Consider the following 14573-nt stretch of genomic DNA (forward strand, 5'->3'; position numbering starts at 1 on the left):
GTGCTAAACTTTATTATGCTTAAGCGTCTCGTTTTTTTTACGAAAAGTGGACTAATGGAATGAGAATATTACAGACCTTAGTATAATAAGATAACAACAATATGATTACTTTGAAATATTCACTCATTTTATTCTATATGATTATTCCTCTTAGCTGATAGTATTGACATAATGATAGAGCAATTCCTATATAGTGTCAATTATCTTTTTATTCTAAAAATATTAAAAGCGCTTTCAATAATAAATGATTGAAATGCGAATATATTCATACCCATATCGTATAAAAGATGATAAGATACAATCTGAATATAATTGATTATCGTTAAGAAGGTGAAAGTTTGACAACAAATAGTACATTACAAGTTAATAAACCGAAGATAGATTTAAATTTATTTGTTCTCACATGGCCAATCTTTATTGAAATCTTCTTATTTATGTTAATGGGTCTTGCTGACACATTCATGTTAAGTGCTGTATCCGATGATGCGGTTTCAGGTGTCGGTGCATCCAATCAGTTTCTGCAAATTGCCATATTAATTTTACAGGTAATTGGTAGTGGGGCTTCCATCGTTGTGGCGCAATATATAGGTTCTAGAAGGTTTACAGAGGTTTCAAAGATTGCAGCAATCGCAATTTCTTTAAATCTAGTAATTGGAATTATTATTAGTATCATTTTTCTAGTGTTTGGCAGTTATATGCTTCAAGCCCTCAATTTACAAGGGAATGTGTTTGAATATGCGAAAAGCTATTTAGGCATTGTTGGTGGAGCAATTTTCTTACAGGCATTAATCAACTCTTTATCAGCAATTATCCGTGTACATGGATTTACTAAGGCTACGATGTTCGTATCTCTTGGGATGAACATTATCCATGTAGTCGGTAACTATTTACTTATCTTTGGTAATTTTGGTTTCCCAGAACTCGGTGTTGAAGGTGCTGCGATTTCTACGATCGTTAGTCGCTTCCTTGCACTACTCGTATTCTTCTGGCTTTTTTACCGGATTACAGAAGTAAAGGTAAAGCTTAACTATTATTTTTCATTGTCAAAGAACTATATTAAAAAAATCCTCAAGATCGGAATTCCATCCGCTTTTGAGCAGGTAATGTACCAGTCCTGCCAGATTGTCTTTCTCTATTATGCAACATTCCTTGGTCCAAGTTCATTAGCAGCACGACAGTATGCAACGAACATTTCAATGTTTATCTACCTATTTGCATTGGCAATCGGCTTAGGAACAGCGATCATTGTTGGTAGATTAATAGGTGCTAGTCGTAGTTCAGAAGCATATGAAAGCGTGTGGAAAAGTGTTCGCTTGGCAAGCGTTGCAACATTAATCGTTGTTATTACCGTTGTGCTCTTTCGGGTGCAATTAATGGAGTTATTCACCGATAATCCTGAGATTATCAAACTAGGTGCTGACGTGTTACTGCTTAGTTTTCTTCTTGAAACAGGAAGAACGATTAATATTGTGTTAATCAATTCACTGCGGGCAGCAGGTGATGCGAAGTTTCCGGTATTAATTGGTGCTTTCTCTATGGTGGCGATGAGCTTACCACTTGGGTATTTTCTCATTTTCCATCTAGAATTAGGGTTAGTCGGAATTTGGCTGGCAATCGCAGCGGATGAATGGACCCGGGCGGTTATTATGTTCTTTAGATGGCGGAGCAGGAAGTGGGAGCAGTATGGATTAGTCGATAATGATAACGTTGAGGATACTGTGACTTGAACAAATTAGTTAAGAAAAAGGGATAGATATGGCATACAACTGTCATATCTATCCTTTTTTTAAATTTTATGACTGCATTTCTGATGTTAATTAAAAAAGTAATAGCTATTACTGATATTTCTTTGCAACTAAAAACTCTATAAAAGGTAAAATTATCATTGATAATCCTAACAGTAGCAATAGAAAGATATTAATTGTGCCGTTTATAAAATTGTCAGCAGCTACTGCACCAAAAATAAAAAATGTCAGAAGAAAATAACTTACTTTCGAACTTTTTTCTGTAATCCTTTGCCCTAACTCTTCCTCTAGTAAAATGCCATCTTTCTCTTCCTTTGTTCCCCAAGTAATGGAAGAAAAAAACATCATCAGCAAACCACCAATAGTAACAACCTCATTAAAACCAACATCTTTTCCAACAATAACCTGATAAATTGTAAATCCTACCACAATCAGCGTAGCTATACTAATTAATACAGAACCAATTTTTCGAGTACTCACCCTTACTCCCCCTTTTCATTCATTTAAAAACAATACATCAACTCTAACTTCTAAATTTTTGGCAATATCAAATGCTAATTGTAAACTCGGGTCATATTTATTGTTTTCTATTGCATTAATTGTCTGTCTGCTCACATTACATAAGTCTGCCAATTTCCCCTGTGAGATGTCTTTTTTTTCTCGATACTCCTTGATTTGATTTTTCATTAGACGTCCACCTTCATAATAAGATAGGTGTAAAAAAGTTTTTACACCTAAAGTATAAAATACAAGGGTTTTTGTGTCAAATACTTTTTACATACTTTTCATTCATACAAGATTTAGGAAAGTGTTATCCGTAGTGTAAATCTAAAAGATAGACTAACTTCATATATTTTAAAAAAGTGCTTGAAAAACATTTTATATCGCATTAACTTATCTAATAAGGGAGGAGAAAAATATGAAAATAAATATTGAAGAAATACCTGAATCAAGGATTGCTTATTTTCGAAATGTTGGAGAGTATGGTGAAAAGCAGAACAAAGAACTTATGCAGTCCTTTAAAAAGTGGGCACAGTCGAATGGTATATTTGATAATTCGACAATTTTAGGTATACCACAGGATAACCCTGAGTTTACTCCTAAAGAGGATTGTCGTTATGATGTTTGCGTTATAATAAATAAAGATTTTAATGTAGCAGAACCGGCTCAAGTTGGTAAATTTGCTGGTGGAAAATATGCAGTTTTTTTGCTTGATCATACAAAAGAGGCAGTCAGTGAATTTTGGGGCAATATTTTTACTGAAATTGAAAATAATAATCTATCAATAAGAGAACAACCAATTATAGAAAGATATACTTCACAAATGATTGACAGTCATTTATGCGAAATATTGGTTCCTATACGGTAACAGAAGCGGGAATATTCCCGCTAATGTTCACATATCGACAACTCCCGGTTCAGCTAGTCCATCCTATATGGTTATCGATTTCACATAAATAAAAGGGAATATTAAGAGACCAAATTACATAATAATTTGGTCTCTTAATCTGTTATGTTATACTCATCTTCTATAGCGGAGATACTTAGGGTAATTGCTCTCTACCTTTCCTCATAACTAAGGAATTTTATAATAACCATTAACGATCTTAATTTCCTATTTCCTCTTTTTTAATTTCCTTTTTAAACCGCTTTACCTTTTTCATCGCCCATTCATAATGACTAGAAGTATTCGCGATAAAATATGTACCTAAGGAGGTGGTTTTGGTCCAAGGATAATATTTTTTCGTATATAGTTCGTCATTATTATGCTCATTAATTAATTGCATCATTTTTATATGACTCTCAGCTAATTTTATCATTGCATCACTTAAACTTGTTGTTTGATACTTTTCCCAAATAACGTTATTCAATTCCGATAATGTTCTCCACGTATATCCTGGGGCAGGCATAATTGGCTTCTCTCCTGCCATTCCCTCGTTATACCATTTCTCCAACATTAGATGCCATTCGTGCAGATGCGTTAAAACGTCGCGAATATTACGGTTACGGTCTTCAAATGGAAATTCAGATTCTAGATAGCTTTCTGGTATAGAGCTTACTAAATCCATTAAATCCGTGAACTTTTCTTCATTAACTGCTATCAGTTCGGATTTTGTCTTCGGTCTTGGCATTCGTATCTCCCCCTAAAAAACTCTTACAGTAAATCCCTTCTCAAATCTTCTGCAGATCGTGGTGATAAATAAATCGGTGGCACATCGAACACTGTTTTAGCTCCTGCTTGTCCCTCTTTGTGCAAGCGATATGCAGCTCTTGCATATGCCACAAGAACACTAGCTGTAAATTCCGGATTACTACCGAGCTTAAGTGAGAATTCGATAATTTGTTTGTTCTGATCAGCACCTGTTTCCCCACCACGAATAACGAACCCACCATGTGGTGCTGCTGAATGCTCTGCCTTTAATACTTCTTCAGTTATGAAGTTTACTTCTGTATCATAATCAGCAAAATAGTTTGGCATCGTCTTAATTTCATTTTCAATTTTTGCTTGATCCGCACCTTCTTCAGCGACGATATAGCATACGCGTCGATGTTTTTCAGCTGTTGTTAATTCTGGGTTTACTCCACTTCTCACTTTCTCAATTGCCGCATCAGCTGGGATTGTGTATTGTACGCCGTCCTTCACACCGTCCACTCTTCGTACTGCATCCGAGTGTCCTTGACTTAAGCCCTTGCCCCAAAATGTGTAATTTTCACCTTGAGGGATAATTGCTTCAGCCATCAAGCGATTAATCGAGAATAAACCTGGATCCCAGCCGACAGAAATAATGCTGACCTTATTACTTGCTTTCGCCACAGCATCAACCGAACTGAAATATTCAGGAATCTTCGCATGTGTATCATAGCTATCAATCGTGTTAAATAGTTTCGCAAGTTCTGGTCCTTGTTCAGGTAAATCAGTCGCAGATCCTCCACATAAAATCATTACATCAATTTTTTCCTGATAATCTCTAACATTTGAAATATGTACAACTTTAACATTTGGCTCGTCGATTTCTAAGCTCTCCGGGGCCCTTCTTGTAAAAATAGCGATAAGCTCCATATCCGCTGATTTTTTAATCGCTTCAACCGTACCTCGACCAAGATTACCGTAGCCGACTATTCCAATTCTTATTTGCTTGTTCATTCTTAACCCCTCCATGATGTTTATCTTTTGTATTTTCATACTACACTTTTTTTAAAATCGTCTCAATGTTCAATTCATGTTTAGAAGAGCTTTTTTACATATCATTGAATTTTCTTAGAAAGTTAGATTAGAAAGGATTTTAACTGACATCATGCAAACAGGTCGAAATAGTTATGTTTATTGCAGCAAGCGGACAGTCGCATTCCGCGGGATTTTCTTGTCCTCGCTAAAATCAACTGCCACATGAAAGGGAAGTGGCTTTTTATCCTAAAGGGAGAAACGAGTGTATTTATCAGCACCACCCTAGCGGAGGAAATACACGGAGACTCCCCGAAAATAAAGTTCAATTTTCATCGTGCGATGCAACGCTGCCGAAGTTTTTCTTGTCCTGTGGGAGGAAAGGCCTCAGGACGAGACTACGAAGTGCGTAGCACAAGTAGGCTCACCAGCCGCCTTAGGATGCGCGTAGTGTATTTCCGTAGCGGCTGATCAGGAAGAATATGTAACAATAAAGATTCTTTGTGATTTTCGCCAAAAAAGCTTACAATATGACATGGAAGGAGCGTTACAATGAACATAAATTATCAACTGCCAGAGAACATTGAAGAACTATTAAATACAAAACGAAATGAAGTAAAACCACAGTTTGCAGAATTAATCCGTCAAGGTGGCTATGTTCCGCCACATATAGACTTATTAATCGATGCAATTTCGATTTTAAGTATGGGAAAAAACATCCTATTAAAAGGTCCAACAGGCGCAGGTAAAACCAAGTTTGCCGAGACACTATCCTACCTGTTCAATCAGCCAATGTTCAGTGTCAACTGTTCCGTAGATTTGGACGCAGAAAGCTTGCTCGGGTTTAAGACCTTAGCATATGAAGGCGAGAAACAAGTGATTGAATTTATTCCAGGTCCCGTAATCAATGCAATGACGAGTGGGACTTTATTATATATTGATGAAATTAATATGGCGAAACCAGAAACATTGCCACTGATTAATGGAGTACTCGATTATCGAAGAACGATAACAAATCCATTTACAAATGAAGTTATTACGGCTGAAGAAGAATTTGGTGTAATTGCAGCTATCAATGAAGGGTATATTGGAACCGTACCACTTAATGAAGCATTGAAGAATCGATTTATTGTGATTGAAGTCCCATACATTGAGGGCGATCAATTACGGAATTTGATTCAAACCAATACAAAACTTACAAACGAAAAAACAATCGAATTATTTGTCAAATTATCAAGCGATCTCGTCACAGCTGTTTCACAAGGAAAGCTTTCTGAGGATGCAGCATCCATTCGTGCACTATTAGATGCATGTGATCTGAGCTCCATTATCCCAGCAAAACGAGCTATTCTCCGCTCTATCGTCGATAAGTTAGATGAAGAGAGAGAAAGAGAATTTGTAATGAACTTGACAGAAACGCTATTTTAGAAAACTTGGCAGTCACGAGGCCTTTCGGTGACTGCCTTAGTCACTTATGTAGTAAGTAAGTTTTTATATTTTCTAAATGCTTAGATAGGAGGATGCTAGATGTATCGTTTTCATGATAATTCACGAGTGGATACGAATATTTTTTTACAGCTACAGGATTTATCTACTGTATTGTCTGGTGATCCTGAAATAAATTTCGAATACAACTTTGGATCGTTTATTGATGTTATCAATCATAAAGTAACTGCAAGTCGCTTTTGGGACACAGCAAATGAAACAGCAAAGGAAGCTGGTCATAAATCGGATGTGTACTTACGAACGATTGGCACATTACACTATTCCAATGTACAAATGATGCAGCAGTATTTAGGTACCATTGATGAAGCAGGCATCCCTAAGTTTGCAGCACAATTATTTACGCTGCTCGAGGATATCCGTCTGGAGGAAAAGATAAAGCAAGAGCGACCTGGCACAACGAGGCTATTTACAATCCGAAGAGACTTTCTAAAGCATTATTTTGAAACACAATTAGATACAAATGTTACAAGGAGCTTCGCGACAGACGAGTTGTTTTGCCTCATTTATTTACTCTTACAATCGAATAGTCCAGACCCATATTTTCCAAGAGCAAATGACCGGCAACTAGACCAATTAGAGCGAATCAAAGCCCTGTTATATACGTTATTTGAAGCGAAAAGTACAAGCGATATTACGAATATTTGTGAGCAAATCGTCTTTCTAGTAAGCAGAGAATACGATGACTCGATTAATGAATATTTTATTTTTCCAGTCGCACATATTGAGCAATTTAAACGAAATACATTATTCGATGAACTCATTCGAAAAGATGATTTAGTGAATGATGAAGAAGAAGAGGTTGACGATGATCAAGGTGAAGCTATTGATGAGAAATTTTCTACCTGGCATCGCGAGAATAAAAACGGAGAATCGAACCAAACCTTTCTGCAATTTGAGCTCGATCAAGGGACAAAGACTAGCCTACTTGGCGATGGTGCAAGAGAAGCTCAGGATGCAGACCAAGCAATGGCCCAAATCCAAGGTACGTCAGGTGAAAGTAAACAAAATGACTATTCAAAACTTGAATCTTTAGCAAAGAAAGATACGAGTCAAGGAAACCAAAGTGAGAGTAAATACGGTGAAGAAAATAATGATGCCGTCAAGATTATTAAGGATACTGAAACACCAACATATGAAGATGAAAAAATGTATCAAACATATGTTCAGGAAATCGAAGCATATAAACGAAAACTCGCAAATACGATTGAAAAAACATTGGAGCATAAACGAAATGCACCACGGAAGGATTTAGTATTTGGTCGCCTATCGAAAAAATTGCTTCCTATAGTAATCGATGAGAATCCGCGAATCTTTTATAAAAAGAACCAAGAATCCAAAGAGATCGATGCGGTATTCACGTTATTAGTTGATTGCTCTGCCTCAATGCACGGTAAAATGGCCGAAACAAAAAAAGGGATTATCCTATTTCATGAGGTACTCAACTATTTGAAAATACCACATTCAATCATTGGTTTCTGGGAGGATGCAAATGATGTGAAGGAAGGTTACCAGCCAAACTACTTCCATATTGTGAATGCCTATACTGATTCCTTCTATCAAAATAATGGCTCGAGGATTATGCAATTAGAACCTCAAGAAGATAATCGTGACGGTTTTAGTATTCGTGTTATCACTGAAGATTTAGTTGCAAGAAGAGAAAAACATAAATTTTTGCTCGTGTTCTCAGACGGAGAACCTGCTGCAGCCAATTATGACCAAAATGGAATCATTGATACACATTTAGCTGTATCGGAGGCACGTAAGAAAAATATCGATGTTGTCGGTATGTTCCTTGCAGATGGTGAAGTAAAAGAACGAGAAGACATGACGATGAAAAACATCTATGGAAAAGAGCGTCTCATGATTCCAAGCGTTTCAGAACTACCAGAACACTTCGCACCACTTCTTAAGAAACTATTATTAAAATCGATATAAAGCAGAGACACTAATTCCGTTTATGAATTAGTGTCTCAATTTTATTAATTCGTATTCTTTTTATTGATTTATATATACCAGAACATATATTCGTGCTATAATTCTAAATATTACTATTTTAGGAGGATACCGATGAAATTAAAGAACATTCCTTGAAGACCGAATGACCCATTATAATGTACCAGGTTTAAGTATCACAACGCTCGAGAACGGTCAAATCAGCGGAACAGAAAATCATGGCTTATTAGAAGTAGATAGTAATAGAAAAGTAAATGATAATTCTATTTTTAGCGCTTGTTCCATTAGCAAATTCTTAACAGGTATGCTTGCTATAAAGTTAGTAGAGGAAGGGCTTCTTGATTTAGATGATGATGTAAATGAAAGCCTTTTATCGTGGAAAGTTCCAGAAAATGATTTTACTAAAAACAAAAAAGTTACATTGAGAAATTTATTAAGTCATCAATCTGGAATTAAAGACCCAGAAGGTAGTTTTCCTGAACTAAATTCGAAAATAGGGGTCCATTCGATGGTTGAATTATTAGCGGGGAAAACGTCTTACTGTAAAGTTCGCATTGATGTGAAGTGTGAACCTGAGAGTGAGTTCCACTACTCGGATGCAGGGTTTTGTATTATTCAGCAACTGATAGAAGATGTTACTGCAAAACCGTTTCATCAAGTGATGATGGAGCAAATATTTGTGCCATTAGAGATGGTAAATAGCCAATTTAATACAACAATGTTGGAAATGAATAGAGAAAGTTTTTCTTGCGGTCATAACAAAAACGGTAATTTAATAGATGGAAAATATCCTATATATCCTTATCCAGCAGCTTCTGGACTATGGACAACTTCATTGGATTTGGCGGCGTTAGTTCTTGAGATAATAAATGCTATAAATGGAAAAAGCAAGTTGGGTATTTCGGAAAGTTTAGCAAAAGAAATGATAAGCCCACAAAGAGGTAAGGCTTGGACTGGATTAGGTGTGTTCCTTGAAGAATCCGAAAAACAACTAGAAATTACATCACTCGGTTGGGGAGTAGGTTTTCAATGTATGATGGCAGCTTTTCCTTATTTAGAGAAAGGTGCAGTTATCATGACAAATGCAGAATTGGGTGTACATCAAATGGAAGGAATTATTGGAGAAATATATAAATCTCTTTTATCTTAAAAAGTATTAAAAAAACAACTGAATCATTCAGTTGCTTTTTTGATGTTAATTTAATGACGTAATGTGTGTGTTAAACGTTGCAAAGGCCAAGCAACATTCACTTTACCCAGAAAACATATTCAAAATAAAATAAAACAGACCAGCAAGCGTAGCCGAAATCGGCAATGTGATGACCCAGGTTACAATCATCCGCTGTGCTGTGCCCCACTTCACGCCTCTAACGCGATGTGCAGATCCCACTCCCATAATAGAGGATGAGATTACATGGGTTGTACTAACTGGTAAATGAATCAATGTGGCACCGAAAATAATCGCTGCACCAGTTAAGTCAGCAGCTACACCGTTAACTGGACGGATTTTCATAATTTTTCCACCAACGGTTTTAATAATTTTCCAACCACCAACAGATGTACCTAATCCCATAGCTAACGCACAGGAAAATTGGACCCAAAATGGTACATCATCTGTCATCACATAGCCATTGGTCATTAATGCCATTGTAATGATTCCCATTGCCTTTTGTGCATCATTCGTACCATGAGAATAGGATTGTAATGCTGCAGTGGCAATTTGAACTGTTCGGAACTGTTTATTCGTTTTTGCCAAGTTACGATTTCGAAAGCTAAACTTAATAATTGTGTAAACGATAAATCCAACTGTAAACGCAAGAACAGGTGAAACAAGTAAGGCTGTAAGAATATTTAAAAAACCATTCCATTTAATTTCAGCAAATCCTGCTGCAGCAATGGCAGCCCCAGCGATTGAACCGATCAATGCATGGGATGAACTACTTGGAATACCAAAATACCAAGTAATTAGATTCCAGGCGATTGCAGCCAGCAGTGCAGCAAGAATTACCATAGAACCATTTGGTAATGTAAATGGATCGACAATATCCTTGGTAATAGTTTTTGCTACACCTGTAAATGTCATTGCCCCGACGAAGTTCATTACTGCAGCAAGAATAATTGCGTGTCTTGGTTTTAACGCCTTTGTCGAAACAGAAGTTGCAATTGCGTTTGCTGTATCATGGAAACCATTGATAAAATCAAATGCAAGAGCACAAAAAACAATAAGTATTGTAATGATTAATAAACTATCCATTTTTAGAGGACCCCTTACGCGTTTTTCATGATGATTGCTTCAAGTGTGTTTGCTACTTTCTCACAGTGGTCAGCAATTTCTTCAAAGCTTTCATAAATTTCCTTATATTGAATGATACGGATTGGATCCTTTTCAATTTCAAATAGTTTTTTAATAGATTGGCGTTCGAGTTCATCACAGTTAGACTCTATTCGTTTAATATTTATTGCATGATCACGCATATCCTTTAACTTTTTCAATGTTAACAGCTCTACTGCTCTCGTAATTTCATATGTACATTCGCGAATATTCTTTACAAAATCCAACATATATTTATCAATATTCACGATTGAATACATTTCAAATAAGGCTGCACATTCCTCAAGACCATCTAATACATCATCCATACTATTTGTTAAGAACATGATATCCTCACGCTCAATTGGTGTAATAAATGTATTGTTCAATTCAGTATTAATACCGTGAACTATGTCATCTCCTCGATGTTCATATTCCTTCATTTTATCTGAGAAAATCTTTAGGTCACTAATTTCTCTTATTTTATATTCCGCAAAATAATCAGCGCTCTCTTTTAAATTCTCGGCCATCTCGTGAAGCGCAACAGCAAATTTATCTTTTTTTGATTTAAAAACCATGTGAATCCTCCTATAAACTATACTTTCATTACTATCATTAACTTCGAGTCGCAATATATGTATGACAATAATTTAGTTATTATATCGAATATTAGACTAGAATAGAAGGGGTATCAGCAAAAAAATATACAAAAACTTTACATATTATTTACAGAAAATTTACATTAAATGTAGAATAGCTTTTTGATTTTTGCTATAATTATAGATTGCGGTTTACTTACTATTACCCGAATTCCTCTTCCTATAACCTACTTTTTTTCATTGTTGAAAAACTTTTCTGTGCTAAGCCTTTTGTAACAGATTTGTTTTACTTAAAAGTTTATATACTTTCTTACATCTTAAGAAAAAACAATCGGGATTGACCCCGACTATTCAGAGTCAATCCCGATTATTCTCAAAGAGCTACAAAGATTATCCTTCGCTTTTTTCCATCTCCATTTTCTCTTGTTTGTCCTTATCCCGCTGATTTGCAAACTGTTTAATATTCTTAGCTATTCCACGTGGCAATTCCGTTAACTCTGTTTTCTTTGCCTGTAATTTTATCGTTAAATAATCGGCTGCCTTTTTTGGGTCAACCTCATCTCCACATGTGAACACGTCTACTGATGCAAAATCATATTCTGGCCAAGTATGGATTGTAAGATGTGACTCAGCAATTATGACTGCACCAGAAACGCCATATGGATTGAAATGATGAAATACAGATTCTACAACCCTCGCACCAGCATAATCAGCAGCTTCCTGCATATATTGCTCGATTAATCCGTTGTTTTCAATAATTTCCGTCGTACAGCCATAGTAATCAATTAATACATGTCTTCCTAGCGCCCGATTCTTTAAATTCATATTTTCATCTCGATTCCTTCTTCATTTTGAACGACGATTAGGACTGAAGATACCCCATTTTTCGAGCAAATGATTGATTGCTCCTTCTAATTCATCTTCCGATATTCCTGCAAAACCTAAAATTATTTTGGGTGGAGTTTCAACTTCTTTCTCGATTGAATAAGAGGATATTGGATAAATTTTAATATTACCGTCTGCTGCCCTTTCAACGAGTTCTTGCTCTGTCATACCATTTCGAACAACAATGACAATATGTAAACCAGACTGCCCACCTATTACTGCAATCTTTTCTTGATAAGGTTTTAACAAATCAACAGTTCGATCTAATTTCCGTCGATAGATTTTTCGCATTCGGTTTAAATGCCGTTCAAAGTCGCCTTCCTTCATAAATGTTGCTAATATATGCTGGTCTATTCTTGAAACGGAACAATTGATAAAGGATAACTTTTCCTTATAAGTCCGTAATAATCGGTATGGCAGCACCATATAGCTGATTCGTAATGAAGGGATTAGCGATTTAGAGAAGCTTCCTAAGTAAATTACCTTTTCTGCCTGATCCATACTTTGTAATGATGGAATCGTTTTGCCACTATATCGAAATTCACTATCATAATCATCTTCTATTATATATCGATTATCTGCACCTAATGCCCAGTTTAATAGTTTGACACGGCGATTAACAGAAAGTACTGAACCGTATGGGAAGTGATGGGACGGCGTAGCATAAACGATATTTATCTTTGAATTCTCAATTTGCTCCACCTTCACTCCTTCCTCATCCACTTCTAAAGGATATATTTTATTCGGATAACTTTCTAATATTTGTGATATCACATGGTACCCTGGATCCTCGACACCATAAATCGCTTCATTGCCAAATAATAGGACGAGCTGCTGCAGAAGAATTTCTATTCCTGCACCAATGATAATCTCACCTGGCGAACAGCGAACTCCCCTTGCATGATACAAATAGTTTGCAATTTCTTGACGCAGCCCATATTCCCCCTGCATATCACCAAGTAATAGTAAGCGATGATGTTCGCGGTCAATCGCGCTTTTCGCATATTTGCGCCACTTCGCAAATGGGAAATTCTCAGAATCAATTCTGCTAGGATGAAAATCATATGAAAATGCCTCGTCAATTTCATGCTGTTGATTCGAGATGGTAGTGGACGTTTGCACGTATTCTAAATCCTCATATGCAAGCACGTAATATCCTTTCCGAGCCACCCCCTCAATATAGCCTTCCGCAATCAATTGATCATACGCAGTTTCCACCGTATTTTGACTGATTTTTAGGTATTCGGATAGTCTCCGCTTCGATGGTAACTTTGAATTATATGCTAAGCGCCCCTCAGCAATTTCAAGTTTAATGTACCGATACAATTGTTCATATAAAGGGACATCACTTTTTCGATTTAAATTACAAGCAAGCATTTCCAATTAATATCACCTCTTACTGACCTCATCAATATTACAAATCTGACACTTCCAACCAAGTCACTTACTTACTATAATAAGTTATATTCAGAAAAATGCAATGATTAATTCAGATTGGAGTGGAGAAATTGGTAAATACAATCGAAGCAGATACATTAAGTAAGGAATTCATTCAAATTAAAAAAGGCGGCGTCATCATGGATGTCATCAATGCAGAGCAAGCAAAAATCGCCGAGGCTGCTGGGGCGGTAGCTGTTATGGCATTAGAAAGAGTACCTTCTGATATTCGTGCTGCAGGCGGAGTTGCTCGCATGGCGAACCCGAGGATTATTGAAGAAGTAGTAAATGCCGTATCAATTCCAGTAATGGCTAAGGCTCGAATCGGTCATATTGTTGAAGCAAGAGTACTTGAAGCAATGGGTATTGATTATATCGATGAGAGTGAAGTATTAACACCAGCAGATGAAGAATTTCATTTGCTAAAAAGCCAATATTCTGTTCCATTTGTTTGCGGCTGCCGTGATTTAGGGGAAGCTGCCCGCCGAATTGGGGAAGGAGCTTCCATGCTCCGTACGAAGGGTGAGCCTGGGACAGGGAATATTGTTGAAGCCGTACGCCACATCAGAAAAGTAAATGCACAGGTTCGTAAAGTAACATTAATGAGTGATGATGAATTGATGACCGAAGCAAAAAATCTCGGTGCACCTTATGAGATATTAAAACAAATCAAACGTGACGGCAAGCTGCCAGTTACAAACTTTGCTGCTGGTGGAGTTGCAACTCCAGCTGATGCCGCGTTAATGATGGAGCTAGGTGCTGATGGAGTGTTTGTAGGTTCTGGTATCTTCAAATCTGAGGATCCTGAGAAGTTCGCAAACGCAATCGTCCGTGCTACGGAAAATTATCAAGACTACGATTTGATCGCCAAACTCTCAAAAGAACTTGGAAGCGCAATGAAGGGAATCGATATCTCTAAGCTACCTGCAGAAGAGAGAATGCAAGAACGCTAGGGTGCCTGTCTCCCACCCGAG

General features: G+C 36.7%; 14 protein-coding genes. 6 read left to right on the plus strand and 8 right to left on the minus strand.

Translation table 11 applies throughout. The features are described from left to right. Window positions 1-338: 338 nt before the first annotated feature. The gene (locus CWR45_RS12750; protein WP_245975420.1) at window positions 339-1727 is read left to right on the plus strand and encodes an MATE family efflux transporter; all 1389 of its coding nucleotides are present in this window, start codon (window positions 339-341) and stop codon (window positions 1725-1727) included. Window positions 1728-1835: 108 nt separating this feature from the next. Here CWR45_RS12750 and CWR45_RS12755 read toward each other — a convergent pair whose 3' ends face one another. After that, window positions 1836-2225: a hypothetical protein gene (locus CWR45_RS12755; protein ID WP_115750261.1), complete on the minus strand. Its 390-nt coding sequence runs from the start codon at window positions 2223-2225 to the stop codon at window positions 1836-1838. 15 nt (window positions 2226-2240) lie between these two features. Then, window positions 2241-2432 carry a helix-turn-helix transcriptional regulator gene (locus tag CWR45_RS12760; protein ID WP_115750262.1) on the minus strand — a complete coding sequence of 64 codons (192 nt, stop codon included), beginning with the start codon at window positions 2430-2432 and terminating at the stop codon, window positions 2241-2243. 232 nt (window positions 2433-2664) lie between these two features. On the opposite strand from CWR45_RS12760, the gene CWR45_RS12765 reads away from it, so the two are divergent. Continuing rightward, window positions 2665-3114, plus strand: coding sequence for an AraC family transcriptional regulator (locus CWR45_RS12765; RefSeq protein WP_115750263.1), 450 nt, complete (start codon window positions 2665-2667; stop codon window positions 3112-3114). A 238-nt stretch (window positions 3115-3352) separates the two neighbouring features. Here CWR45_RS12765 and CWR45_RS12770 read toward each other — a convergent pair whose 3' ends face one another. Both CWR45_RS12770 and CWR45_RS12775 read right to left on the minus strand, forming a co-directional pair. Continuing rightward, window positions 3353-3877, minus strand: a complete 525-nt coding sequence (locus tag CWR45_RS12770; RefSeq protein ID WP_115750264.1) for a ClbS/DfsB family four-helix bundle protein — start codon at window positions 3875-3877, stop codon at window positions 3353-3355. A 23-nt stretch (window positions 3878-3900) separates the two neighbouring features. Beyond that, on the minus strand, window positions 3901-4890 hold the full coding sequence (locus CWR45_RS12775) for a diaminopimelate dehydrogenase (RefSeq protein WP_115750265.1): 990 nt from the start codon (window positions 4888-4890) through the stop codon (window positions 3901-3903). A 570-nt stretch (window positions 4891-5460) separates the two neighbouring features. On the opposite strand from CWR45_RS12775, the gene CWR45_RS12780 reads away from it, so the two are divergent. From CWR45_RS12780 to CWR45_RS12790, 3 genes are all read left to right on the plus strand, one after another. Beyond that, window positions 5461-6336: an AAA family ATPase gene (locus CWR45_RS12780; RefSeq protein ID WP_115750266.1), complete on the plus strand. Its 876-nt coding sequence runs from the start codon at window positions 5461-5463 to the stop codon at window positions 6334-6336. Between the two features lie 99 nt (window positions 6337-6435). After that, window positions 6436-8349, plus strand: a complete 1914-nt coding sequence (locus tag CWR45_RS12785) for a vWA domain-containing protein (RefSeq protein ID WP_115750267.1) — start codon at window positions 6436-6438, stop codon at window positions 8347-8349. Between the two features lie 163 nt (window positions 8350-8512). Beyond that, window positions 8513-9517 (plus strand): serine hydrolase domain-containing protein, encoded by a 1005-nt coding sequence (locus CWR45_RS12790; protein WP_170138855.1) that lies wholly within the window; start codon window positions 8513-8515, stop codon window positions 9515-9517. 102 nt (window positions 9518-9619) lie between these two features. On the opposite strand, the gene CWR45_RS12795 is transcribed toward CWR45_RS12790, so the two are convergent. The 4 genes from CWR45_RS12795 to pdxR form a co-directional block, all read right to left on the minus strand. Beyond that, on the minus strand, window positions 9620-10621 hold the full coding sequence (locus CWR45_RS12795; protein ID WP_115750268.1) for an inorganic phosphate transporter: 1002 nt from the start codon (window positions 10619-10621) through the stop codon (window positions 9620-9622). Window positions 10622-10635: 14 nt separating this feature from the next. Further along, a complete protein-coding gene (locus tag CWR45_RS12800) occupies window positions 10636-11256 on the minus strand; it encodes a DUF47 domain-containing protein (RefSeq protein WP_115750269.1) in 621 nt (206 codons plus the stop codon). A gap of 411 nt (window positions 11257-11667) precedes the next feature. After that, on the minus strand, window positions 11668-12102 hold the full coding sequence (gene speD / locus CWR45_RS12805) for an adenosylmethionine decarboxylase (protein WP_115750270.1): 435 nt from the start codon (window positions 12100-12102) through the stop codon (window positions 11668-11670). A gap of 21 nt (window positions 12103-12123) precedes the next feature. After that, the gene (gene pdxR, locus CWR45_RS12810) at window positions 12124-13545 is read right to left on the minus strand and encodes a MocR-like pyridoxine biosynthesis transcription factor PdxR (RefSeq protein WP_115750271.1); all 1422 of its coding nucleotides are present in this window, start codon (window positions 13543-13545) and stop codon (window positions 12124-12126) included. Window positions 13546-13682: 137 nt separating this feature from the next. Between pdxR and pdxS the strand changes: the two genes are divergently transcribed. Further along, window positions 13683-14552 carry a pyridoxal 5'-phosphate synthase lyase subunit PdxS gene (gene pdxS, locus CWR45_RS12815; protein ID WP_115750333.1) on the plus strand — a complete coding sequence of 290 codons (870 nt, stop codon included), beginning with the start codon at window positions 13683-13685 and terminating at the stop codon, window positions 14550-14552. Window positions 14553-14573: the final 21 nt, after the last annotated feature.

It is taken from the genome of Oceanobacillus chungangensis (assembly GCF_003369565.1).
Lineage (GTDB): Bacteria > Bacillota > Bacilli > Bacillales > Amphibacillaceae > Oceanobacillus > Oceanobacillus chungangensis.